Annotated in this window: 20 protein-coding genes; 4 read left to right on the top strand and 16 right to left on the bottom strand. The window is 42.4% G+C overall.

Going from position 1 to position 26,305, the window contains the following annotated elements:
• The 7 genes from hscA to trmJ all read right to left on the bottom strand — a co-directional run bounded on the left by hscA (position 1) and on the right by trmJ (position 6,045).
• Positions 1-1,851 (bottom strand): Fe-S protein assembly chaperone HscA, encoded by a 1,851-nt coding sequence (gene hscA / locus O7C57_RS08020; RefSeq protein ID WP_154625159.1) that lies wholly within the window; start codon positions 1,849-1,851, stop codon positions 1-3.
• 11 nt (positions 1,852-1,862) lie between these two features.
• Complete coding sequence (gene hscB / locus O7C57_RS08015) at positions 1,863-2,384, bottom strand: co-chaperone HscB (protein ID WP_154625160.1); 522 nt, start codon at positions 2,382-2,384, stop codon at positions 1,863-1,865.
• A gap of 107 nt (positions 2,385-2,491) precedes the next feature.
• The gene (gene iscA, locus O7C57_RS08010; RefSeq protein ID WP_004921385.1) at positions 2,492-2,815 is read right to left on the bottom strand and encodes an iron-sulfur cluster assembly protein IscA; all 324 of its coding nucleotides are present in this window, start codon (positions 2,813-2,815) and stop codon (positions 2,492-2,494) included.
• A 150-nt stretch (positions 2,816-2,965) separates the two neighbouring features.
• The gene (gene iscU / locus O7C57_RS08005; RefSeq protein ID WP_154625161.1) at positions 2,966-3,352 is read right to left on the bottom strand and encodes a Fe-S cluster assembly scaffold IscU; all 387 of its coding nucleotides are present in this window, start codon (positions 3,350-3,352) and stop codon (positions 2,966-2,968) included.
• A gap of 24 nt (positions 3,353-3,376) precedes the next feature.
• Positions 3,377-4,591 carry an IscS subfamily cysteine desulfurase gene (locus O7C57_RS08000; protein WP_154625162.1) on the bottom strand — a complete coding sequence of 405 codons (1,215 nt, stop codon included), beginning with the start codon at positions 4,589-4,591 and terminating at the stop codon, positions 3,377-3,379.
• A gap of 118 nt (positions 4,592-4,709) precedes the next feature.
• Positions 4,710-5,207 carry a Fe-S cluster assembly transcriptional regulator IscR gene (gene iscR / locus O7C57_RS07995; RefSeq protein ID WP_154625163.1) on the bottom strand — a complete coding sequence of 166 codons (498 nt, stop codon included), beginning with the start codon at positions 5,205-5,207 and terminating at the stop codon, positions 4,710-4,712.
• Between the two features lie 106 nt (positions 5,208-5,313).
• Positions 5,314-6,045 carry a tRNA (cytosine(32)/uridine(32)-2'-O)-methyltransferase TrmJ gene (gene trmJ / locus O7C57_RS07990; protein WP_196713267.1) on the bottom strand — a complete coding sequence of 244 codons (732 nt, stop codon included), beginning with the start codon at positions 6,043-6,045 and terminating at the stop codon, positions 5,314-5,316.
• Positions 6,046-6,169: 124 nt separating this feature from the next.
• Between trmJ and suhB the strand changes: the two genes are divergently transcribed.
• On the top strand, positions 6,170-6,973 hold the full coding sequence (gene suhB / locus O7C57_RS07985; RefSeq protein WP_154625165.1) for an inositol-1-monophosphatase: 804 nt from the start codon (positions 6,170-6,172) through the stop codon (positions 6,971-6,973).
• A 246-nt stretch (positions 6,974-7,219) separates the two neighbouring features.
• On the opposite strand, the gene O7C57_RS07980 is transcribed toward suhB, so the two are convergent.
• Positions 7,220-8,371, bottom strand: a complete 1,152-nt coding sequence (locus tag O7C57_RS07980) for a 3-phenylpropionate MFS transporter (protein WP_247046765.1) — start codon at positions 8,369-8,371, stop codon at positions 7,220-7,222.
• A gap of 80 nt (positions 8,372-8,451) precedes the next feature.
• Positions 8,452-9,705, bottom strand: coding sequence for a serine hydroxymethyltransferase (gene glyA, locus O7C57_RS07975; RefSeq protein ID WP_154625167.1), 1,254 nt, complete (start codon positions 9,703-9,705; stop codon positions 8,452-8,454).
• A gap of 352 nt (positions 9,706-10,057) precedes the next feature.
• On the opposite strand from glyA, the gene hmpA reads away from it, so the two are divergent.
• Complete coding sequence (gene hmpA, locus O7C57_RS07970) at positions 10,058-11,257, top strand: NO-inducible flavohemoprotein (RefSeq protein ID WP_154625168.1); 1,200 nt, start codon at positions 10,058-10,060, stop codon at positions 11,255-11,257.
• A gap of 445 nt (positions 11,258-11,702) precedes the next feature.
• Here the strand turns inward: hmpA and glnB are convergent, their stop codons facing one another.
• From glnB to O7C57_RS07945, 5 genes are all read right to left on the bottom strand, one after another.
• A complete protein-coding gene (glnB, locus tag O7C57_RS07965) occupies positions 11,703-12,041 on the bottom strand; it encodes a nitrogen regulatory protein P-II (protein ID WP_004912721.1) in 339 nt (112 codons plus the stop codon).
• A gap of 12 nt (positions 12,042-12,053) precedes the next feature.
• Complete coding sequence (locus O7C57_RS07960; protein ID WP_154625169.1) at positions 12,054-13,676, bottom strand: NAD+ synthase; 1,623 nt, start codon at positions 13,674-13,676, stop codon at positions 12,054-12,056.
• 118 nt (positions 13,677-13,794) lie between these two features.
• Entirely contained in the window at positions 13,795-15,135 is a 1,341-nt protein-coding gene (gene glrR / locus O7C57_RS07955; RefSeq protein WP_163861020.1) for a two-component system response regulator GlrR, read from the bottom strand.
• Positions 15,122-15,973 (bottom strand): two-component system QseEF-associated lipoprotein QseG, encoded by an 852-nt coding sequence (gene qseG, locus O7C57_RS07950; protein ID WP_154625171.1) that lies wholly within the window; start codon positions 15,971-15,973, stop codon positions 15,122-15,124. Before qseG ends, glrR begins: the two co-directional genes overlap by 14 nt.
• Positions 15,974-15,975: 2 nt before the next feature.
• Positions 15,976-17,415, bottom strand: coding sequence for a sensor histidine kinase (locus O7C57_RS07945; protein WP_154625172.1), 1,440 nt, complete (start codon positions 17,413-17,415; stop codon positions 15,976-15,978).
• 902 nt (positions 17,416-18,317) lie between these two features.
• Between O7C57_RS07945 and O7C57_RS07940 the strand changes: the two genes are divergently transcribed.
• Complete coding sequence (locus O7C57_RS07940; RefSeq protein WP_154624684.1) at positions 18,318-19,349, top strand: methyltransferase; 1,032 nt, start codon at positions 18,318-18,320, stop codon at positions 19,347-19,349.
• A 224-nt stretch (positions 19,350-19,573) separates the two neighbouring features.
• Here the strand turns inward: O7C57_RS07940 and purL are convergent, their stop codons facing one another.
• The gene (gene purL, locus O7C57_RS07935; protein ID WP_269723988.1) at positions 19,574-23,461 is read right to left on the bottom strand and encodes a phosphoribosylformylglycinamidine synthase; all 3,888 of its coding nucleotides are present in this window, start codon (positions 23,459-23,461) and stop codon (positions 19,574-19,576) included.
• Between the two features lie 445 nt (positions 23,462-23,906).
• Here purL and mltF point away from each other — a divergent pair, with 445 nt between their 5' ends.
• Complete coding sequence (mltF, locus tag O7C57_RS07930) at positions 23,907-25,541, top strand: membrane-bound lytic murein transglycosylase MltF (RefSeq protein WP_269723987.1); 1,635 nt, start codon at positions 23,907-23,909, stop codon at positions 25,539-25,541.
• 58 nt (positions 25,542-25,599) lie between these two features.
• Here the strand turns inward: mltF and tadA are convergent, their stop codons facing one another.
• A complete protein-coding gene (gene tadA, locus O7C57_RS07925; protein ID WP_163861019.1) occupies positions 25,600-26,136 on the bottom strand; it encodes a tRNA adenosine(34) deaminase TadA in 537 nt (178 codons plus the stop codon).
• Positions 26,137-26,305: the final 169 nt, after the last annotated feature.

Here is a 26,305-nt window from a genome sequence, read left to right as displayed (position 1 = left end):
TTATATCTCATCCACAGATTGGCCTGATAACGCTTGACGAATAGAAGCATCCATTCGACGCGCAGCAAACTCCTGTGATTGCTTATCCAGTTGTTTAATGGCATTCTCAATAGCGGTAGGGTCTGTACCTTCTACCGCTTCAATTAAAACATTGACTGCATTATCAATCGCTGACTCTTCTTCTGGAGTCAATAGATTGGCATCTTGTGCTAATGCACTTGTCAAACTTTCAAGGACTCTTGCAGCTTCAACTTTTTGCTCCGCTAAGCGGCGCGCACTAAGATCATCTTGCGCGTTAGTCATTGAATCTTTAATCATGCTTGAAATTTCAGTATCCGTGAGACCATATGATGGTTTGACTTGAATCGAAGCTGCAACGCCTGTCGATTTTTCCATGGCACTCACGCTTAATAAACCATCCGCGTCAACTTGGAAGGTGACACGAATATGTGCGCCCCCCGCTGGCATCGGAGGAATATCACGTAATGTAAAGCGGGCTAATGAACGACAATCAGCAACCATCTCACGCTCACCTTGAACGACATGAACCGACATCGCCGTTTGCCCGTCTTTAAACGTGGTAAATTCTTGAGCTCGTGCTACAGGTATCGTGGTATTACGGGGAATAATTTTTTCTACCAGTCCGCCCATTGTTTCAAGGCCTAGAGATAGAGGGATCACATCCAATAATAGCATGTCGCTATCCGGTTTGTTTCCGACCAAAATATCCGCTTGAATAGCCGCTCCTATTGCAACCACTTTATCTGGATCAATCGAGGTAAGGGGCTGTTTGCCAAAGAACTCGCCCACTTTATTTCTGACGAGAGGCACACGCGTCGAACCACCAACCATCACCACATTAAGTACATCTTCTGGCTCTACTTGTGCATCTTTCAAGGCACGACGACACGCCATCAGTGTACGTTTTACGTGGTTTTGGATCAGTTGCTCAAAGACATCACGTTGAATTTCACCTTGCCATTGTGGCAAGTTAATTGATGCTGTATTTGCCTCACTGAGGGCAATTTTAGCGTCTGTAGCGACATTTAATAACTGACGGGTTAAATGGTGGTTACCTTGAGTGACTAAGCCTGCTTGCTCTGCAATCCACTGTGCTAACACATGGTCAAAATCATCACCACCCAAGGCTGTGTCGCCACCTGTCGCTAACACTTCAAAAACACCACGACTCAGGCGTAAGATAGAAACGTCAAATGTTCCTCCGCCTAAATCATAAACGGCAATAACCCCTTCTTGTCCTGAATCAAGACCATAAGCAATAGCGGCAGCCGTAGGCTCATTTAACAAACGCAGGACATGCAATCCCGCAAGACGGGCTGCATCCTTTGTACCTTGGCGCTGGGCATCATCAAAGTAAGCAGGAACAGTGATCACCACACCGTCCATTTCCCCCCCCAACGTTGCTTCTGCCCTCTTCGCTAGCGTTTTTAAAATGTCAGCAGAGACTTGAATCGGATCAACTTGCCCCGCAGCGGTTTGAATAAACGGTAAACCATTTTCACTTGCCGTAAAATTATAAGGTAGCTCAGGATAACGCTGTTGAATATCGGCCAATGAACGCCCCACCATCCGTTTGACGGAGATGATGGTATTTACAGGGTCGCGTTCAGCTAATTGTTTCGCTGCCCAGCCGACCTGTTTATTATCAGCCTGATAATTAACAACAGAAGGTAATAAATAGCGTCCTTCGTGATCAGGCAAAGCCGCCGCCTCACCGCTACGCACAGTCGCTATCAAAGAGTGAGTTGTGCCGAGATCAATACCCGCTGCTAACTTACGTTGGTGAGGTGCAGCCGTCATACCCGGTTCGCTGATTTGCAGTAAAGCCATAATCGTTTCTCTTAAAAATCATCCAGTAAACGTTCTTCGAGCTGTTCTGCCTGTTGTTGCAGTTTATCGAGAAAACGTAATTTTCGTACTGTGTCAGCCGCCTGTTCCCACTGCTCACGATCAAGTTGTTCAACCATCACAAGAGAGCGCGTTTTTTGCATCTGTTTTACTTTAGCCATAAACTCAGTGAGTAAATCGTTCGCCTCACTGTGGCGCTCGATATTGTCTAGTTCTTCGCGTAGCTCAAGTTGTTCCATTAAAAATGCAGTATCATGCATAGTATGTTGTTCGTTATTAATATCAATACCTTGTAATAACAACAGATATTCTGCACGTTTTAGTGGATGACGAAGGGCTTGGTAAGCCGCATTTATGGTTGCAGCCTGCTGAAGCGCTTGCATTTTTTCCTGTTCAGTACAGGTTGCAAAGCGATCTGGATGATATTGACGCTGTAGCGATTGAAAACATTGAGCTAGTTGTTCATTGTCTATCGCATAGCTGGGTGTTAACCCAAAAAGAGTAAAATAATCCATAAGTGCTTAGTTTCTCGAACTAGAATACCAATGTCGTTTAACAGCACCTACCTATCGTGTAGCTCACGAAAAGCGCATTGGTTAAGAATATTGTCTATAGAAAGACGTTATACGTGAAAGCTTTCCCCACAGCCGCATTCACTGCTGACATTAGGGTTATTAAATTTAAAGCCTTCGTTTAAACCTTCTTTGACAAAATCCAGCTCAGTGCCATCTAAATAGACGATACTTTTGCCATCAACGATCACTTTGACACCCTTATCTTCGAACACAGTGTCTTCTTCATTGATAATATCTGCAAATTCGAGAATATAAGCCATTCCTGAACAACCGGATGTTCTCACACCAAGGCGTAAACCTTCGCCTTTACCACGGCTTGCAAGAAAAGCTTGAATACGTTGCGCAGCACTTTCTGTTAGAGAAATAGACATTGCGAACCTCACTATAGAAACAAACAAGGCAGATACCCACTTAATCGCAGCATCCGCCTTCAAAATCATCATTATTATACCGACCAATGGTTCTGTCGCACAGATTTTATTTATCTATGTTTCTACAACCTAGAGGCCGGAATTTAAGCATTATTTGCCTTGGCGTTTGCTTTTATAATCCGCAATGGCTGCTTTAATTGCATCTTCCGCTAGAATTGAGCAGTGAATTTTCACTGGTGGCAATTCTAACTCTTCCGCGATAGCGGTATTTTTAATCGCTTCTGCTTCGTCTAGGCTTTTGCCCTTCATCCACTCAGTCACGAGTGAGCTTGAAGCGATGGCTGAACCACAACCGTAGGTTTTGAAACGTGCATCTTCAATGATGCCATCATCATTGACTTTAATTTGCAGTTTCATCACGTCACCACAAGCAGGCGCACCAACCATACCGCTACCCACACTTGGATCGCTATTATCAAATGAACCCACATTACGTGGATTTTCATAATGATCGATTACTTTTTCGCTATATGCCATTTTTAAGCTCCTGAAACTGTCTGATTAATGGTGAGACCATTCGATGCTGTTAAGATCTACGCCGTCTTTGAACATTTCCCATAAAGGAGACAGTTCACGTAAGTGGCCAATTGCGCCATGAATCTGTTTGATTGCATAGTCAATTTCTTCTTCTGTTGTAAAGCGCCCTAAAGAAAAACGAATTGAACTATGTGCAAGTTCATCATTCATTCCCAGTGCACGTAAAACATAAGAAGGTTCAAGGCTTGCAGAGGTACATGCAGAACCTGAAGATACAGCCAAATCTTTGAGAGACATCATCAGCGATTCACCTTCAACATAGTTGAAGCTGACATTCAGAATATGTGGCGCGCCGTTCTCTAAGTCACCATTAAGGTGCACTTCTTCAATATCTTTAATCCCATTCCACAAGCGTAAACGTAATTCACGTAACCGTGCAGATTCCTCGGCCATTTCTTCTTTCGCGATGCGATAAGCTTCACCCATACCGACGATTTGGTGAACAGGCAATGTACCTGAACGCATACCGCGCTCATGACCACCACCATGCTGTTGAGCTTCAAGGCGAACACGTGGTTTACGACGTACATAAAGAGCACCGATCCCCATAGGGCCGTACAGTTTATGTGCAGAGAATGACATCAAATCAACTTTCAGAGCTGATAAGTCGATAGGTAGTTTTCCGACACTTTGAGTTGCATCGACATGGAAAATAATGTTGCGACTACGGCACATTTCACCAATAGCCGCGATATCTTGTACAACACCGATTTCATTATTCACATGCATAATAGAAACAAGAATGGTGTCGTCACGTAAAGCAGCTTCTAGCTCTTTCAGATCAATCAAACCATTTTTTTGCGGAGCGAGGTATGTCACCTCAAAGCCTTCGCGTTCTAATTGGCGGCAAGTATCTAAAACGGCTTTATGCTCCGTTTTACAAGTAACAATGTGCTTGCCTTTCTTTTGATAGAAATTAGCAGCACCTTTGATCGCCAAATTATCAGATTCTGTTGCGCCAGAAGTAAAGACAATTTCGCGTGGATCGGCATTCACCAATTCAGCGATTTGATTACGTGCAATATCAACGGCCTCTTCTGCTTGCCAACCGAAACGGTGGGAACGCGAAGCGGGGTTACCAAAAATGCCGTCCATTGTTAGACATTGCATCATTTTTTCAGCAACACGGGGATCTACCGGTGTTGTTGCTGAATAATCAAGATAAATCGGTAATTTCATTGCTCACTTACTCCAAAAGACAACGTTGTCTTCATTTTCCAATGATACTTGCGGTGCTTAATGGTTGAAACGCCACCACGTTATGTATCTAACTGCAATTTATTAAAATATTGTATAATTAAGCACGGACATTAATAATTGTTTCAGGTGAAAGTCCACCTAATGTTGCACGACGTTTTTCATTATCTTGTCTATCGGCAACATCCATCACTTCCTGATTCTTAACCAGCTCATCAAGGCTAATGCTACTAAGGAAGCTCGTAATTCTGTCACTTAAATCGCGCCATAGCGCATGAGTCAGGCAACGATCACCATTTTGGCAACCTTCTTTGTTACCTTGGCAACGCGTCGCATCAACAGATTCATCAACCGCAGCAATGACTTGAGCAACAAAAATTTGATCGGCATCTCGGCCAAGTAGGTAACCACCACCTGGACCACGAACACTCGACACGAGCTCGTTTTTACGTAAGCGAGCGAAAAGCTGTTCAAGATAAGAGAGGGAAATTCCCTGACGCTCAGAAATATCAGCTAGGGGCACAGGCCCTGTCTGAGAGTGTAATGCGACATCTAGCATCGCCGTTACTGCATAACGTCCTTTGGAAGTGAGTCTCATAACATATACTCCGTGGTAAAATATAGGCCAATTGTGACATTCCCGACTAATTTAGTCAACTATTTACCTGACTAATTTACTCAAGTATTCTGCACGGAGTAACCACTCATTTTTTAGCCCATTTTTCCATCGACGTCAGGATACCACGTAAAATATGTAGCTCTTGGGTTTCAATATGAGCACGGGTAAATAACCGTCTTAATTTATTCATAATTAATCCCGGATGTGCCTTACGAATGAACCCAGACTCATTCAATACGCTTTCAAGATGCACATAAAAACGTTCTATATCTTGTGCAGGGGGATATTCTACCTCAGACAAATCTGAGTTAACCGCATTTTTTTCATCTAAGGCTAAATATGCCATTCTAATTTCATAACTGACTAACTGCACTGCCATCGCCAGATTGAGAGAACCGTATTCGGGGTTGGTTGGAATATAGAGATGGTACTGACATTTCTGCAATTCTTCATTGGTCAACCCGATACGCTCACGACCAAAAATAATGGCAACAGGCGCCGTTTTCGCTTGCTCAACTGATTTTTCTCCACATTCACGTGGCGCAACCATCGGCCAAGAGAGTGTCCGTGAGCGTGCACTAGTGCCAATCACTAACTGACACCCTTCTAATGCTTCATCTAACGAATTGACAATTGTTGCCTGGCCAATGACATCACTGGCCCCCGCAGAGAGCGCAATGGCATGTGAATCAGGTTGTACTTGAGGATTAACAAGATAAAGATTGGATAACCCCATCGTTTTCATAGCGCGGGCTGTAGAGCCCATATTGCCTGTGTGTGAGGTCTCAACAAGAATAATGCGGATATTGTCTAACATGATTTAGTCGTTTTTCAAAAAATAATCGCAAGAGTTTAACACAAAATTGCTTATTGTGACGAACATCTATATAATCCGCCCACTCAATGTTTTTCGTTCTTTAACATTCCAGTGGAAAAAGCCCATGCATCCGATGCTTAATATCGCCATACGTGCAGCACGTAAGGCTGGTAATCATATAGCTAAAAGCTATGAAACGCCTGACAATGTCCAGATTTCACAAAAAGGTTCCAATGACTTCGTTACCAATGTCGATCGTGAAGCTGAACATTTCATTATCGAGATCATCCGTAAATCATACCCAGAGCACACCATCATTACTGAAGAGAGTGGTGAATTACTCGGTAAAGAAGATGATATTCAATGGGTAATTGATCCACTGGATGGTACGACAAACTTCACCAAACGCTTCCCACATTTTTCTGTATCTATCGCTGTTCGTGTTAAAGGCCGTACTGAAGTTGCAGTGGTTTACGATCCAATGCGTAATGAGTTATTTAGCGCTGTTCGTGGCCAAGGTGCACAATTAAACGGTTATCGTCTGCGTGGTGCTGATGCTCGCGAATTAGATGGGGCAATCGTTGCTACTGGTTTCCCTTTCAAACAAAAACAACATTCCGTTGTGTTCATGAATATCATGAGCAAAATGTTTGATAGCTGTGCTGACTTCCGCCGTACAGGTTCAGCAGCCTTAGACTTATGCTATGTCGCCGCTGGCCGTGTTGATGCCTACTATGAAATTGGTTTGAAACCTTGGGATTTCTTGGGTGGTGAGCTAATTATGCGTGAAGCAGGCGGCATCATGACTGACTTCGTAGGTAACCATAACTATTTAGCTTCAGGTAACATTGTTGCGGGTAGCCCACGCATCGTGAAAGATATTTTGTCTGTTATGCGTGAAGAGCTGTCAGAAGCATTAAAACGTTGATCGCGTTGTCGTATCATGATGAAAAAGACGTTGAGCATCGCTCAACGTCTTTCATTTATAACAAAGTCTAAAGTCATACTCACTATTTTCTTGCCTTTCCTCTCATCATCCCCAAATCGCACTCGTGTTGATTAGTCGACGGTATAATGGCCCTAGCATCCTGAGCAGTGAGTTCATGCACAGATACTTTCTCATCACAGTATATTCTGTTATCAATATGGCTCGAATATACCTAAGTGTATGATTCTATGAGTGTGCAGCGATTTTTGGTCGTATAAACAAAGCTGGAATTGCCAAAAGAGCCATTAAATAAAAGACAATGCCATGCTGATCGGGAACCCGTTCATAAATAGCCCCCACCATGACAGTGATAATCGCTAACCCTCCCCCCGTGGCTAATGCCGAATAAACACCTTGTAATGGAATAATTTCATTCTCTTTGCGCGCACTAATAAAACGCATTGCCGCCAAATGACATACCGTGAAAGTACCGCTGTGCAATATTTGAACGATAATGAGAATAGGTAATGAAGTGAAAGCCCCCATGAGTCCCCAACGGATAATTCCACTCACAGCAGAGAGTAAAAGTAAGTTACGCGAGCTCCAGCGGCGAAATAACTTCTTGCTCAACATAAAAACAATCACTTCAGCCACAACGCCAAGCGCCCATAATCGACCTATCACAACATCTGAGTAGCCAGCCTCTTTCCAAAATAACGAAGCATAACCATAGTATGCTGCATGAGCACCTTGCAGTAAGGTGACGCAAATTAAAAACTTAACGACATTTTTATCGGCAATAAGTTGCTTAAAAGACACCTTATCTTCATCTGCAACCATCGGGGCGCCTTTAGGCATGATGGCGGGTTTTAACATCGTCGTGAGTAATAACGCTAAACAGCTAATAATTAAGGCCGCCATAATTGATTTATGACCTAATATATCAGCAAAATAGCCCATAACTATCGAGCCAATAATAAAAGCAATGGAGCCCCAAAGCCTAATTTGTCCATAATCGAATGGAAATTGTTTTTGCCATGTTCCCGCTAATGAGTCACCGAGTGGCACCAATGGTGCAAAAAATAAATTAAATCCAACCATGACAAAAAATAGCCATGCCCAATGGGAGCCAAACGCAAAAGCGACAGAGAATAACAACGATAATGCCGCCAATATTCTTAATGCATTAATGAGGCTTGATGGATCCTTTACCATCGGTGTAATGAACATTGCACCAAGGAAACGTGCAGCGAGTCCAACCCCCAACAGTATCCCGCTCATTTCAGCATCAATTCCCTCCCCCTGTAACCATATAGGCCAGAATGGTAGAAAAATACTGTAAGCGAAAAAATAGGTAAAATAATCAATCGCCAGCCAGCGAGTTGATGGGATTACCATTATTCCTCCTTTTTTCAATGCAAAAAACCCGCTTTTACCAACGTGTAGAAGCGGGTTTAAAAAATTAAATTAATTTAATTTTATGCGTAAACTGGGTATTTTGCGCAAATATTCAATACTTTTTGTTTGGTACTTTCAATGGTCGCTTCATCATTGAGGTTATCCAGAACATCACACATCCAGCCCGCCAGCTCACGCGCATCCGCTTCATTAAAACCACGGCGCGTAATGGCTGGTGTACCTACACGAATACCAGAGGTAACAAATGGACTCTTAGGATCGTTAGGAACACTGTTTTTGTTCACCGTGATATTCGCACGACCCAATGCTGCGTCTGCATCTTTACCTGTGATATCTTTATCAACCAAATCAACTAAGAATAGGTGATTTTCAGTACCGCCAGACACTACTTTATAGCCGCGTTGCTGGAAAATTTCTACCATTGCCTTCGCATTTTTAGCAACTTGCTGTTGATACGTTTTAAATTCAGGCTCCATCGCTTCTTTCAGTGCTACCGCTTTACCCGCAATCACATGCATTAGCGGACCACCTTGAGAACCAGGGAATACTGCGGAGTTTAGTTTTTTATACAGCTCTTCATCACCACCCTTCGCTAAGATTAAGCCACCACGTGGACCCGCCAAGGTTTTGTGTGTTGTTGTCGTTACGATGTGTGCATGAGGAACAGGGTTAGGATACACACCTGCTGCAATTAGACCCGCTACGTGAGCCATATCAACAAATAGGTAAGCATTGATGCTATCTGCGATTTCACGCATTTTAGCCCAATCAACAATGCCTGAATAAGCAGAGAAACCACCGATGATCATTTTTGGCTTATGTTTCTGAGCTTGTGCTTTGATGTCTTCATAGTCGATTTTACCGCTTTCATCGATACCATAAGGAACGATGTTATACAGCTTACCGGAGAAGTTAACTGGTGAGCCATGCGTTAAGTGACCACCGTGCGCCAAGTTCATACCTAATACGGTATCACCGGGTTGCAGTAACGCCATATAAACAGCTGCGTTAGCCTGTGAACCTGAGTGAGGCTGTACGTTTGCATAGTCCGCACCAAACAGCGCTTTTGCACGGTCGATTGCTAGCTGCTCAACCACGTCAACATACTCACACCCACCATAATAACGCTTACCCGGATAACCTTCGGCATATTTATTTGTTAGCTGAGATCCTTGAGCCTGCATAACTCGTGGACTGGTATAGTTTTCTGAAGCAATTAATTCAATATGTTCTTCTTGACGTTGAACTTCTTTCTCCATTGCTTCCCACAGTTGTGGATCATAATCTGCAATATTCATTTCACGCTTTAACATTCGCTTCTCCTGCCTCAGCCATTCAATAAGTTGATAACAAAACTATCGCAATAGCACACAGTGTAAACTCTTTTTCTTCAGGGTGATAGCCCTAAAGAAAAAATATACGCAAACGTTTGCATATATTTTAATTGCCCTAAAAAGAGTTCGGTTGTATCGAGATAAAATCAGTCATATTCACACTGTAAAAACATTAAATACTGTTTTTTTCTATCTGATTTTATAAAGCCTCTATTTTTCAACTCTTTTTGTAATAGACCTATTTACATTGTGTATTAAAAGTTATAAGTTGTATTAAAAATGCATGTTATAAAAATTCATCTTCTAATGAAATTATTTCAGGAGAACCTGTATGCTAGACAGCCAAACTATCGCCATTGTTAAATCAACCATTCCAGCCATTGCTGCGACAGGACCAAAATTAACGGCTCACTTCTATGAAAGAATGTTCAAGCAACATCCTGAGCTAAAAGATATTTTTAACATGACGCATCAAAGTAACGGTTCACAGCGCGAGGCGTTATTTAATGCTGTTTGTGCTTATGCAACACACATTGAAACCCCAGAAGCGTTAATTTCTGCGGTAGAAAAAATCGCGCAAAAACATGCAAGTTTAAACATCAAACCTGAACATTACCCAATTGTTGGCGAAAACTTACTGGCCGCCATTGATGAATTACTCAGCCCAGGCCAAGAAGTCCTTGATGCGTGGGGTAAAGCCTATGGTGTTCTCGCTGATATTTTTATCCACCGTGAAGCGGAGATTTATCGTCAAAATGCCGATAAAGTCGGTGGTTGGGAAGGCTTACGTGAATTCCGAGTTGCCGCTAAACAAGCACAAAGTGATGTCATCACGAGTTTTGAATTTTTACCTGTCGATGGTCAACCTGTCGCTGATTATCGTCCGGGACAATATATTACCCTCTATATCAATGATGATAGTTTGGCCAATCAAGAGATCCGCCAATATTCACTCACGACCGCACCAAATGGTCGCAGCTATCGTATTGCTGTAAAACGAGAAGATAAAGGTATTGTTTCTAACCATATCCATCAAAATCTCAATGAAGGTGATATTGTTTACTTAGCGCCACCATGTGGCGATTTCTTCATTGATATTGATAATAAAACCCCAGTCACGCTAATTTCTGCGGGGGTCGGCTTAACACCAATGTTGAGTATGCTCAATCAGTTAACAAAAGAAGGCCATGAGGCACAAATCAATTGGCTACACGCAGCGGAAAATGGTGCGGTTCATGCGTTCCAGCATGAAGTTAACAAGCATTTAACTCATCATCAAAACAGTCACTCTGCGGTATGGTTTAATCAGCCTCGTTCAGAAGATAAGCAAGGTTTCGACTATCAATTCAGTGGATTGATGGATCTTTCACAAGTAAAAGAGTGGCTTGTAGAGCCGAATATGCACTTCTATTTTTGTGGCCCCGTTGGTTTTATGCAATACATTGGTAAGCAATTGATTGAAATGGGGATATCTGAAGATAATATTCATTATGAGTGTTTTGGCCCTCACAAAGTCCTATCCTTAAACTAATTTAAAATTTAGCGGTAATGGTTTCGCATATTAAACACTGTTCTAATCCCATTCCTGTGTTTATGCCATTACCGCCTTTTATCAAACCAGCGATATCTTTTACTGCTTGACAGATTAACCTTCCCTTCCCCACACTCAATCCCCTCTACCATTATTTTCCTGAGCGTTGGCTTCGATAAAACAGGGGTGATGTATCGCTAAATAGCCATAAAAAAGAGCTGTGCGAGCACACACAAAACCAGCTCAATGGCAGAAATCAGGAGTTACACAATGAGGGATTGATACAACGATAATAGGGCTTCGAGAGCGTTACAACGCCTGAAAAATATAATGCTTCCGCTGGATATTGATGGTGCGGATCCCTAAGAACATACACAAGTATGTCACTAGGGCCCGCAAAAGAAGAGCACAAGGTGATGACACAAAATAAGATGAGGGTTGCTGGTTAAATCGCTTCCTCGTCTTGCTCCCCTGTTCTAATTCGGATAACACGGGCAACATCATAGACAAAAATTTTGCCGTCACCAATCTTGCCTGTTTGAGCCGTTTGCATGATCGTTTCGACACAGTTTTCAACGATGTCATCAGGCACAACGATCTCAATTTTAACTTTTGGCAAGAAATCCACCATATATTCTGCGCCACGGTATAATTCAGTATGGCCTTTTTGACGACCAAAACCTTTCACTTCGGTTACCGTCATACCAGTAATCCCAACTTCAGCTAAGGCTTCTCGGACATCATCCAGTTTGAAAGGTTTTATAATTGCATCAATTTTTTTCATAAATAGTTCCTGTTATGACCAATTTTTACGGCCAAAACCCGACGTGATTGGATAACGACGATCTTTCCCGAAGTTACGCACCGTAATGCGAGGCCCAACAGGTGCTTGGCGGCGTTTATATTCATTAATATCGACAAGGCGCACAACGCGACGCACAATCGCCTCATCAAAACCTTGTTCAATCAGTTGTGCGACAGAATAATCTTTTTCTACATAGCCTTCCAGCAATGCATCTAAAATATCATAAGGTGGTAAGCTATCTTGGTCGAGTTGCCCCGGCGCTAATTCCGCTGAAGGTGGTCTATCGATCACGCGTTGTGGGATCGCTGGAGACACGGTATTACGGTATTGTGCTAGCTCGAAAACTAATGTTTTTGGCACATCTTTTAGCACATCAAAACCACCCGCCATATCACCATATAAAGTCGAATAACCAACAGCAGATTCACTCTTATTACTGGTTGTCAGCACTAAACGGCGACGTTTATTTGACATTGCCATCAAAATAACTGCACGACAACGCGCTTGTAAGTTTTCTTCTGTGGTATCGACTTGCGTTCCTTCAAACATTGGTTGAAGCTGTGCCATAAAAGCATCAAACATAGGCTCAATTGACACAATATCAAATTCAACTCCCAGCAGTTCAGCTTGCTCTTTCGCATCATGAATGCTCATTTCTGACGTGTAACGAAATGGCATCATGACGGCTTGAACACGCTCCTGACCAATTGCATCCACTGCAATCGCAACGGTAAGACCTGAATCGATCCCGCCCGATAAGCCAAGTATCGCGCCATTAAAACCATTTTTATTAATATAGTCACGAGTTGCCATAACGAGTGCTTGATAAACCTGAGCAACAGGCGACAATACAGGAGGTAACTTTTCCATAGGCACGATGCTGAGCTCGTTGAACTGGCAGTTCACCACTTGTTCTTCGAATTCCATGAGTTGATGAGTCATATCACCATTACTGGCCAAAACCTTAGACGCGCCGTCAAAAATCAGTTCATCCTGACCGCCAACTTGGTTCAAATAGACAATTGGCAGCTGTGTGCGTTGGCAATGAGCGACCAGCAAATCACTACGAATATGCTCTTTATGACGATCATAGGGAGATGCGTTAATCGTTAATAATAACTCGGCGCCAGCTTGTTTAATGGCATCAACAGGGGCATCGAACCAAATATCTTCACAAATGAGTAAGCCTATGCGATAGCCTTTAAAATCGATAACAGCGGATTTATTGCCCGCGGAAAAATAACGCGGTTCATCAAAGACACCATAATTTGGTAATTCTTGCTTAAAATAACGCGTTAATAACTTTCCTTGATAGAAAAAAGAGAGTGCATTATACATTTGACCCGCTTCATGCCATGGATGACCAACAATAATGGCGGTTTCAGTACTCGCATTTTGTAAACGTTCTAATTGCACTAAACAGCGCTGGTTAAAATCGGAGCGAAATAGCAGATCCTCTGGGGGGTATCCCGTGAGTGATAGCTCAGAGAACATCACAATGTCAGCAATATCTTTTTGTTTCTCAAAAACCTGCAACATACGATCGCAGTTACCTTCAATATCACCCACTAACCAATTTAATTGAGCTAATGAAATATTAAGCTTACGGCTCATAAGGTATTTATTCTCCCGAGCATTTATATTGATACCTTCATTCACTCTTAGCCGTGACTCGTTTACGGCGACTATGTCTTGAGTCACTTAACAGGATAAATGTAGACTATGTTATTCATTATTCTTTGAAGTCATTCGCTTCTAAATCGTGACGAGCCAATAACTTATAAAACTCTGTACGGTTTCTTCCCGCCATACGAGCCGCTTGAGTGACATTACCTTTCGTCATTTGCAGTAACTTGCGTAAATAGTTCAATTCGAATTGGTTACGCGCTTCAACAAAGGTTGGCAATGCCGTATTTTCACCTTGTAAAGCTTGGCTCACTAATGCTTCACTAATAACAGGTGTTGTCGTCAACGCAACACATTGTTCGATTACGTTAACTAATTGACGCACGTTACCCGGCCAGCTGGCTGACATTAAGCATTTCATTGCCTCGGTGGAAAAACTACGTACAAACGGTTTATGCCTTGATGCCGATTCACGTAATAAATGATTCGCCAAAATAGGGATATCTTCTGCTCTTTCGTTCAGTGCAGGTATCCGTAAGTTCACGACATTCAAACGATAATAGAGGTCTTCCCGAAATTCATTTTTTTCCATGGCTTTAGGCAAATTACGATGGGTAGCAGAAATAATCCGCACATCGATGTCTAAGTCACGGTTACTCCCTAATGGCCGTACTTTACGCTCTTGTAACACACGCAGTAATTTCACCTGTAAAGGCATTGGCATATCACCTATTTCATCAAGAAATAAGGTGCCTCCACTCGCTGCAAAAAATAGCCCTTCACGGCTACTCACAGCACCTGTAAATGCCCCTTTTGCATGACCAAAGAGTTCTGACTCTAATAACTGTTCAGGTAAAGCGCCACAGTTGATAGCAATGAATGGCTTATTCGCCCGAGGACTGGCCTTGTGAATGGCTTGCGCGAGGACTTCTTTACCTGTACCACTTTGCCCATTAATTAATACGCTGACATCCGATTGTGCCACCATATGGGCTTGTTCTAGCAGCCGAATCATCAACGGGCTACGTGTCACAATCCCCTCGCTCCACTCTTCATCACTGATCGGTGTTGAAGACAATGCCAGTGCGTCATCAATCGCTTTATACAATGCATCTTTATCAACAGGCTTAGTGAGAAAACTAAATACCCCCCGTTGGGTTGCTGCAACGGCATCAGGTATAGAGCCATGGGCAGTTAAGATGATCACAGGTAAGTTAGGATGGTGTTTTTGAACTTCATCAAACAGCGCCATGCCGTCCATTTCATCCATTCGCAAGTCGCTAATGACTAAATCAACTTTTTCTTTTTGTAGTAGCTTTAACGCTTCCATTCCGCTTTCAGCTGTTATGACTTTAAACCCTTCGCTGCTTAAGCGCATACCGAGTAATTTCAGCAGGCTAGGATCATCATCCACCAACAATAGATTTGCTGATTTACGGCTGGTCATTACGCTCACTCTCCAATTGATTATTTGTGGTTGAATTTTCGCTCTCAGTAACAGGCTTCTCTACTTTAACCGCTTCTTTGGCCTGATTTTTATCAACTGCTTCTACCTCTTTTTCTGTTTCATTGGTATTTTGCTTGCGGGAAGAGAGCTGTCTTTCAATATCTGTCAAATTCTCTAATTTGCGTGATGTCGTGTCCAACTCAAAGAGTAGTCGAGCATTCTCCTCTTTCATACGATCAAGCTTATTATCTGTTTCTTGCTGTAAGCGCTTAAAACGAGAATTGGCTTCCGCGAGATTGATAATTTGTACTTGCTGCTCACGCCAGAGCTGAAGTAACGGACGAATTGCCGTCGGGAAGTTAAGGCTAAAGGTATTCATGCTATCGACCATTTTACGTCGCTCAGCAATCGAGGGCTCTGCTGCTCCCATAAGAATACTTTGTTGAAATGCATTCGACCAATTATCAATAGACAGTTGTAAGGCTTGTGCGCGGGCTGTTTTCGGATCAAGACGATCGGCACAATCCATCATCCTCAGCCAAAAAAGGGCATTTTCACGCGCACTCTGCTGCTGATTATCCCAAATTCCATGACAATCAGCATAACGGTAGTCTGTGACTTTGACCTCGGGTACCACAACTTGCGCCAATGTATCTAATGGCGATTGTCCACTTTTAGTCGCACACCCTGTCAAAATTAATGACAATAATAATGCGCCTAACTGTACCGTTTTTCGCTTTTGGATAAATGTCGTTGTTTTTTTCGTTAATTCGATGTATCGCTTTGACAGCATTGTCAAATGCAGTGCTGTCAAAACATCTGTAGACCTATTTGCCATTATTATTCATTCTCTGCAGTTAAAGGCAGTTCAATTCTAAAGCAGACATCTGCTAATTTATGGGGAACAAGTGACAATTCACCCCCCATTTGCTTAATACAATCTTGCGCAATACTTAATCCTAGACCACTTCCTTTGACGGCCCCTTTTCTCACCAGTGACCCTTGATAGAAAGGTTCAAAAATCATACTTTGCTCTGATTCAGGAATAGGCGTGCCAGTATTAGCAACTTCAATGACAAGCTTATTATCTATTCTGCGGCTTGTGATCCAAATATTACCTGATTCACTGCCATAGTGCACCGCATTGGAGTAGATATTATCAATAACACGTCCAAGTAACGTTGGTTCAGCAAGGCAATGATCAATTCGTAAACGGATATCTGTTTGAATATTTTTCGCTCTCGCTGGTAAATTATGAGCCATAACAATGTCTTCAATCAATTTTTGTAAGTCGACATGCTGTGCTTCTGGCGGACTATCAGCCAACTTGCGATTATAATCGAGAAGCTGTTCAATAAGTTGCTGAAGATGCTTACTACTATGATCTAAAATTTCGACGACTTCTTTTTGTGAAGCGGTGAGTGGCCCTGCCACTTCATCCGCAAGTAATTCTGTGCCTTCACGCATACTGGCTAATGGTGTTTTAAGTTCATGAGAAATATGCCGTAAAAATTCATGTCGCTGTGACTCTAGCCAAGCCAAGCGTTCACTTAACCAGATAATACGCTGCGCTAAAGACCGTAGCTCACGGGGTCCTTTGAATTGCTTAAGATTATTTGTTAAGGTCCTTCCCGTGCCTAACCGATTGATCATTCGCTCAATCCCTTTCACAGGTCCAATAATCATCCGTGTAAATAGCGCAACCAATAAAACGCTTAATAGAAATAGGATCAGACTTTGCCAACCAAAGAGTTGCCCCTTATTTGCAATCGCTTTTTGTAGCTGCTCGCCTCGACTAAAAATGACATCACGCGTTTCTTGTATCAATACATTATTTTGTTCAGAAAATTGGCTTAATGCGGTCGTGACTTCTTTTGGTGGCTCACTATTTTCACAAACCACTGTTTTTAGCTCACTCAATGCTTGAGAAAGCGCTGAAGTATCTGTTTCTTTAGGCAGTATTGTTTTCTGCCGTTCGAACATTTGTTGATAATCAGAGAATTGTTTTAAATAAAGCGAATGTAAAGAGGCATCTTTTAATACACAATACTGACGGTAGCTTCTTTCCATTTCTAAAGCTAATCCCCCCATAGCCTCACTACGGCGAGTATCCAAAAGTGTTGTTTTATTAATTTGAGCCGCTTGGTTACTTAATTGCTCCAAACTTTGATAAGCCTGATAAGCCAATACCAATAGCGGTAATAGCACTAACCAAAATGCCATGACAACCAATTGGCGCAGGGAGCGCGGAAATAGACGCCATTTACTCAATGCATTCATCTCACACCTATTAAACGTGGTTCCATGGTAGCAGAACTGAGTACATTAGGTGAACCTGATTACGACAGTTCAGTTTTCCACTTCAAAAAAGGATGATCCCGCTAGTCACAGCAAGCAATGTGCCAATCTATTTGAAAACAAAAATGAATATGAAAAGAATGAATTTGGGGATAAAAACAGGAAGGCGGAATAAAGTGTTCAACTCTATTCCGCCAGCGATTTACTGATCTGATATATGATTATCTCTCTATAATCATATAGGTGGTGCCTCACTCCACGTGTCGTCCGGTGTTTGATAAGGTCTAAAGACGAATATCTGTGCTGTTGGACGGTAGGCACCTTACTTTGGCATCATTCTTGCTTTATGTGGTATGTTCCCACCCTATTGTGGACCGACATAATAATGTTGAATGAGCAACTGAATATTATTATGCATACATCGTGCCAACTTTTCAATATATTTTTTATATAATTGAAAATTAAGGTTTTTTATTTAAAACCTCGCAATTAATTTCTTTTTCTGGCCCTAAACCTATCCCCCATTATCACAAATTGTCTCTTATTAAAGACACCTATCACTCGGATATAAATTATCCTTTAATTTCAATAAGTTAAATGTCGCCAATTAGCGACAGTCTAATGGTGGTTTTGTCGCTAAATTTATACACATCCGTAAATACGCCTGATTGCCTACCCCTAAAACCACAAAATCATTAATAAAATTACTTAATAAAAGTATTAACTGTAAGTATCAAAAATAAAACACAACAACAAAATGACTAACTATATTGATATTTATTAACTTGATATTTTTAACGGAAAATTTCACCAATCTAAAAACATCAATAATACTTAAGTTAAGGTAATCTTTTTTAGCCTTCGAAAACTCAATGAGGAAATTTATGAACGTACAATCAAACAATAGGATAGAAACCATTGATATGCAGCCCGCGCTGCATGTGCTGGAACAAACTATCGGTTTTGTCTTCCAAGCTGCGCTACGTGCTGCTGTGCAGTTAAATATCGCAGACCATTTAACACAGGGAGCAAAAACCATTCATCAGTTAGCCGATAGCATGAATGTGGATGCAAAAATAATTAAAAAAATCCTGCGAGTACTTGCGACACGTAACATTTTTACCTGCCAAGGGGGAACCCATTACGCGCTCACTCCAGAAGCCGCATTTTTATGCTCGGATCACCCCTACTCATTACGTCCCGCAATCCTCTGGCTGACAGATAAAACCTTTTGGTTAACCAGTGCAAGGTTTGCACAATTCGCTTATGGAAGAAAGCCATTTGAAGAGCTATTCGGCGCTACATTCTTTGAGTACTGGGAAAAAAAGGCTTCACAACCGGATGGTTTTGATGAAGGGCAGGCTTCTTTATCAAAGATTGAAAATGAATTTATCCTACAAAACTATACCTTTCCCCAAAATATTATTGTTGCCGATATTGCCGGCGGCTTAGGCAACCTACTTCTTGAAGTATTAGCCCGTAATCCCTCATTGAAAGGGATTTTATTTGATAAAAAGCATGTGCTTGAAAAAAATATTTTGTCCAAATTAAACGATAATACTCGCTGGAAATTGCAATCGGGTTCTTTTTTTGAGCAGTGTCCAGAGGCCGATATCTATTTGTTGAAATACATCACTCATGATTGGCCCGATGATAAACTTGTTGAGATATTTAAAACTATTCGCAACGCAATGAAGCCCACCTCAAAATTACTGATCATGGATGCTGTTATCCCTGAAGATAATGCGCCTCATTTTGGAAAAGAGTTAGAACTTATATGTTTGAGTGTGATTCATGACAGTAACGAACGGACAAAAAACGAATTTATGGAATTATTTTCGCAAGCGGGTCTAAGGATCACCCAAATCATCCCAACAAACAGTCATATCAGCATCATTGAAACTGTTCCAATCTAATTCGCGGCAAACAAAAAATAGCCCCATCAGACGGGGCTATCAGACTGCCGCTAAACCTATTATATTTGGCGGCAAGTCGAATCGGTTTTGAAAATAAACGAGGAAAATCAATTTATTGATTTTCGACTGATAACACAAAGCGGGAAAAACCACGCTTTTATCCCGCTTTGTCAACAACCTCATAGCCCCATCAGACGGGGCTATCCACTTTATATTTAATCGAGTTAACCTAATTGTTTACGTGCATTACGGAAAATACGCATCCATGGGCCATCTTCACCCCAATTATCAGGATGCCACGAATGACTCACAGTACGGAATACACGCTCCGGATGAGGCATCATAATCGTCGCTCGGCCATCCATTGAGGTTACAGACGTGATCCCATTTACAGAGCCATTTGGGTTCGCCGGATATTGCTCAGTCACTTGCCCGTAGTTATTCACAAAACGTAACGCGACTAACCCCTTGTTTTCCAGTTGCTGAATATGAGTAGGCTGTCTTGCTTCAACGAACCCTTCACCATGAGAGACCGCGATAGGCATACGTGAGCCAACCATATCTTGCAGCAATAATGATGGGCTCTTCGCCACTTCAACTAAACTAAAGCGAGCTTCAAAACGCTCAGAACGATTGCGAACAAACCGTGGCCAGAACTCTGCCCCTGGAATTAACTCATACAGGTTAGACATCATTTGGCATCCATTACACACACCGAGAGATAAGGTATCTTGGCGCTCAAAGAAAGCGGTAAATTCGTCACGTACTTGAGGGTTAAACAGAATCGACTTCGCCCAGCCCTCTCCGGCACCTAATACATCACCGTATGAAAAACCACCGCATGCAACCAGTGTTTGGAAACCTGCTAATGATAGATTGCCCGCTAACAAATCACTCATATGCACATCGACAGCATCAAAACCAGCACGGTCAAATGCCGCTGCCATTTCAACATGAGAGTTCACCCCTTGCTCACGTAAAACAGCAACTTTAGGACGAACACCAGACATAATGTAAGGCGCAGCAATGTCATCAGCAATGTCAAAGGTCAGGTGCGTATTCAAACCTGGGTCTTGAGAGTCTAACTTAGCCTTATGTTCCTCATCGGCGCAATCTTCGTTATCACGTAAGCGTTGCATCTGCCATGTCGTTTCCGCCCACCATTCGCGTAATGTACTACGTGATTCATGATAAACTACCGTGTCACGGCTATTAATCACTAACGCATCCTCTTGCGTTACTGTGCCTAAATAATGTAGGCACTCACCCAAGCCAGCATCCGCAAAGCAAGCTTCAACATACGGTCTATCTTGTTGTTTAATTTGGATCACCGCACCTAACTCTTCATTAAACAATGCGGCTAAAATATCCTCATCAAATTCACTGATATCCACGTTAATACCGCAGTGACCAGCAAAGGCCATTTCCGCTAATGTGACAAACAAACCACCATCAGAACGGTCGTGATAAGCTAATAGCTTTTGCTCTGATAATAAGCTTTGGATAGCCGTAAAGAAACCTGACAGCAGTTTAGGATCACGAACATCGGGCGCTTTATTGCCCAACTGGCGATAAACTTGAGCAAGTGCAGAACCACCTAGAGCATTATGTCCTTGCCCAAGGTCAATCAGCATCAATGCAGAATCAGGCTGTTGTTTTAATTCTGGGGTCACGGTCAAACGCACATCTTCAACGCGACCAAATGCACTAATAATCAATGACAATGGTGAAGTCATCTCACGCTCTGCCCCATTTTCGTGCCAGCGCGTTTTCATTGACATTGAGTCTTTACCTACTGGAATCGTTAATCCCAGAGCAGGACATAATTCTTCACCAACTGCCTTAACCGCTTGATATAAACCTGCATCTTCACCAGGGTGACCGGCTGCCGACATCCAGTTAGCAGACAGTTTCACACGTTTAAGGTCTTGCACATACGCACAAGCGATATTCGTTAACGCTTCACCAACCGCCATGCGAGCAGAAGCGGCAAAATCCAGTAATGCAATAGGTGTTCTCTCACCAATAGACATCGCTTCGCCATAATAACTATCTAGGCTAGCAGTCGTCACGGCACAATCGGCGACAGGGATCTGCCATGGCCCAACCATTTGGTCACGCGCAACCATTCCCGTTACGCTACGGTCACCAATGGTGATTAAAAAGGTCTTTTCTGCCACAGCAGGCAGGTGTAAAACGCGCTTAACCGCTTCATTTAAATTAATCGATGTTCTATCTAGCGCATCGGGTTGTGCTTTTAATGTGTCGACATTTCGCAGCATTTTAGGGGTTTTACCGAGTAGCACATCCAGAGGCATATCGATAGGCTGATTATTAAAATGCTCATCTTTCAACACGAGCTCACGCTGCTCAGTGGCTTCACCAATCACAGCAAAAGGAGCACGCTCACGTTCACAAATGGCGGTAAATAGGGGCATTTGTTCAGGGGCTACCGCTAATACATAACGTTCTTGTGATTCATTACACCAGACTTCTAATGGACTCATGCCCGGTTCATCATTAAGAATTTTGCGTAATTCAAAACAACCACCTCGGCCACCATCACTCACGAGTTCAGGCATTGCATTAGATAAACCACCCGCACCAACGTCATGAATAAAGAGAATTGGGTTGTTATCACCTAACTGCCAGCAATTATCGATCACTTCTTGGCAGCGACGCTCCATTTCAGGGTTATCACGCTGTACTGACGCAAAATCCAGATCCGCATCGGATTGACCCGAGGCCATTGAAGAGGCTGCACCACCGCCAAGCCCAATGTTCATTGATGGGCCACCAAGCACAATCAGTTTTGCACCAACTGGGATCTCCCCTTTTTGGACATGATCAGCGCGAATATTACCAATCCCCCCCGCTAGCATAATCGGTTTATGGTAGCCTCGTAGCTCTTCACCGTTGTGGCTATTGACCTTTTCTTCATAGGTACGGAAATAGCCTAAAAGCGCTGGGCGGCCAAATTCATTATTAAATGCGGCCCCCCCTAGTGGCCCTTCAAGCATAATATCGAGTGCAGTAACAATGCGTTCTGGTTTACCGAAATCTTCTTCCCAAGGCTGCTCAAATCCCGGGATACGGAGGTTAGACACGGAGAAACCCACTAACCCTGCTTTTGGTTTTGCCCCACGGCCTGTTGCACCTTCATCACGAATTTCACCACCAGAGCCTGTTGCAGCACCTGGCCACGGTGAAATTGCTGTTGGGTGGTTATGCGTTTCCACTTTCATCAAAATATGAGCATCTTCTTGATGATAACGATAAGTGCGACCTTCTGGTTCAGGGAAGAAACGCCCGACAGAAGAGCCTTCCATCACTGCGGCATTATCTTTATAAGCCGATAAAACATAATCAGGTGTTGTCTCGAAGGTGTTTTTAATCATTTTAAACAGCGATTTCGGCTGTTTTTCACCATCAATGATCCAGTCAGCATTAAAAATTTTATGGCGGCAGTGTTCTGAGTTTGCTTGTGCAAACATATATAACTCAACATCTGTTGGGTTACGTTTTAATCCTGTAAATGCATCAAACAGATAGTCGATTTCATCATCAGCCAGCGCTAACCCCATTTCGATATTCGCTTTTTCAAGTGCTGAACGCCCTGAGCGAATGATATCGATAACTTTCATTGGTTGTGGTTGATGATGAACAAAAAGCGCTTGAGCCTGCTCAAAGTCGCTAAAAACCGTTTCCATCATGCGGTCATGAAGCAGTGCCGCAATGGCTTGCCATTGTGCCTGTGATAAAGCATCCGCCTGCACATAATAAGCGAGACCACGTTCAATTCTTTCGACTTGAGGTAAACCACAATTATGTGCAATGTCAGTCGCTTTGGATGACCAAGGAGAAATGGTACCAGGGCGTGGGGTCACTAATATCAGTGTGCCAAATGGCTCATGCTCCGCGAGAGAAGGTCCATATTTTAGCAAACTACGCAATTTGCCTTGCTCGCTATCACTCAAAAGTGCTGATAGTTCAGCGAAGTGCATATATTCAGCATAAATATCCGTAACAGGAAGCTGTTTTTCAGCAAACAACGCCAAAAGGCGAGTAATACGAAATGCTGATAGAGCAGGTGAACCACGCAAAATTTCCATAGTCATAATTTCTCTCATTTAAACGCCAGCCCTGATCATAAAAGCAGGGGAACTGGGAGACATTATAGAGCAATGCGAATCAATACGAAACCGTTTGCGTGACTAAAAATAAAGCAAACCGTTAAAAATTATTAGGAATGAAATAGCACAATATTGGTTGTACGGATCATAATTGTTGAGCAAAATGTCCAAACACTGGAAATATAACCATTACTTATAATTATTTTTTTACAACAACACCGGCATAAAACCCCTCATGGTTTTCCGAGCCACAAGTAGGCAGCAAAGTTTCTTAGCGCCACTATAATGAAATATTCGGATGGCAACTTAATTTGCTCAATTGATAAAGCAATGAAAAGTTCAGAGGGTATACATATGAGATATTTTCTTGAATAACATAAAGGTTAACTATTTAATCATTGTGATTGTTGCGCTTTTAGCGGCCATGATTATTGGACTTAATCTCCGTTGGCCCAATACGCAAGACAATCAGCTCAACCAAATCATCTCTCGCGGTGAGCTACGAGTGAGTGCAATTAGTTCTCCGTTGATCTATCAAGATGACGAAGCAAACTTGCATGGTTTTGATTATGAGCTTGTTCAAAGCTTTGCCGACTATCTCGGCGTTAAATTGAACATCACCCTGCGACCAACCGTTGAGCTAATTTTCGATGATATTGAGAATGGCAATGCAGATATTGGTGTTGCTGGATTGCTCTATAATAAAGATAGGCTGAAAAAAATGAAAACAGGGCCTAGCTATCTCAATGTCACACAGCAACTGGTTTACCGAAAAGGCTCTACACGCCCTAAAAGTTTTGAGGATATTAACGGTAAGCTCGTCGTGATGGCAGGTTCTGCTCATGCTAGTACCCTCAAAATGGCGGCAGAAAAACATCCTGAGTTGGTTTGGGAAGAAACAACCGAATACACAACTAGCCAGCTATTAGAGATGGTGGCGGAAGGGCTGATTGACTATACGCTAGAAGACTCTATTTCTGTTGCATTACAACAACGTATTCATCCTGAAATTGCGGTCGGATTCGATTTAGTCGATGACCATGCCATCACTTGGTATATGAAACGCCTTAATGATGATAGCTTGAACGCTGCTCTACTTGATTTTTTTAATGCCAGCAATGAATCCGATTTGCTCGCAAGGCTCGATGAAAAATATTTTAGCCATGTCGGTTCATTTGACTACTTTGATACCATATCATTTATCAATGCTATCAATAAAAAACTTCCTACTTATCAACCACTGTTTGAAAAATATGCTACGGCGCTTGATTGGAAACTATTAGCGGCTATTGCGTGGCAAGAATCGCATTGGGATCCGTTGGCGACATCACCAACAGGGGTTCGTGGGCTCATGATGCTCACCAAACCAACCGCCGAAACAATGGGCGTTGCAGATAGATTAGATCCTGAAGAGAGTATTAAAGGCGGAGCTGCATATTTGGAATATTTAATGCAACGCCTTCCAGTTTCTATCGCCGATGATGATAGAATTTGGTTTGCACTGGCCGCCTATAATATGGGGTATGGCCATATGCAAGATGTCAGAAAACTAACTGAATTACAAGGTGGAGACCCAGACCGCTGGTTAGATGTAAAATCGAGACTCCCTCTGTTAACTCAAAAAAAGTATTATTCACAGCTTAACTATGGTTATGCGCGAGGGCATGAAGCCTATCGCTATGTTGAAAACATTCGTCGCTACCATCAAAGCTTAGTCGGCTATTTACAAAATCAAGATAAGAAGCAACGTGCATTGGCTATTGCCGAAAAATCATTGATTTTATTTCCACCGCTTGTCTCCCCTCACAGCCCCAATGACAAAACTGAAAGCACTGAGACGTCAAGGGATCCGGAAACAATCGTCGATAACGTGCCGCCGTCTACCACGCAAAGTGATGTGAAAGAGAAAGTCAGCCTAAAACAGAAACAATCCCCCCACAATGCATACAAACTGCCAGCCATTTCACCTGCAAATGGCCAGCCCTCTTTAGGACAATATCTCCTCTCCATCAACCCAGAAAAAAGCGAGCAGGATAAAGAAGATACTGTAACGAATTAATCAATGATTATCTGATTGGTCGATAAGGAATGTGTTGTTAGATATCGCTTTCGTTTATTCAGGCATTTTTGCTGTTTCGATTTTCAACACACTCACATTGAATTTGACTTAGCATTCTTTTTTGTTCTTTCTTTTGTGCTCTGCGCATTTTAAAAAAAGCACTTAACATCGTAGAGCAGGTTTCTTCGAGTACCCCACCCGTTACATCAATATAATGATTTAATCCTGGGCGTTCTAATAGATTAATAAATGAACCACAAGCCCCTGTTTTAAAATCTTTGGCGCCATAAACTAAGCGCCCTATTCGACTATGCACTAATGCACCTGCACACATAATGCAGGGTTCTAAAGTCACATACAGTGTGGTGTCTAATAGTCGATAATTATTAAGTGCCTTCCCACCTTGCTGTAAGGCGATAATTTCAGCGTGAGCTGTAGGGTCATGACTTTCAATTGAACGATTCCATCCAGATGCAACTAATTGGTTATCCTTAACTAATAGTGCACCTACAGGTATTTCACCTGCATCTTGAGCATTTTTCGCCAATTCTAAAGCGCGATTCATCCAGTACTCATCAATCTCTACTTGCGTCACACCAACCTCTTCACTGTCTATTTTGATAGATTATACCCCAAATAGTGTGGCTTGCATGCAGATGATGAATCATGTAGATACCTAGGTGAGTTAAAAAATACCTGAACGTTGCCGTTATTATTAGCGCAACGGCAACGTCAAAGATAATAAGCGCAACCTATTGATTCAA

The sequence above is a fragment of the Providencia sp. 21OH12SH02B-Prov genome, assembly GCF_027362595.1.
Taxonomy (GTDB): Bacteria; Pseudomonadota; Gammaproteobacteria; order Enterobacterales; family Enterobacteriaceae; genus Providencia; species Providencia zhejiangensis.
This window is presented reverse-complemented; position numbering and strand designations above follow the sequence as displayed.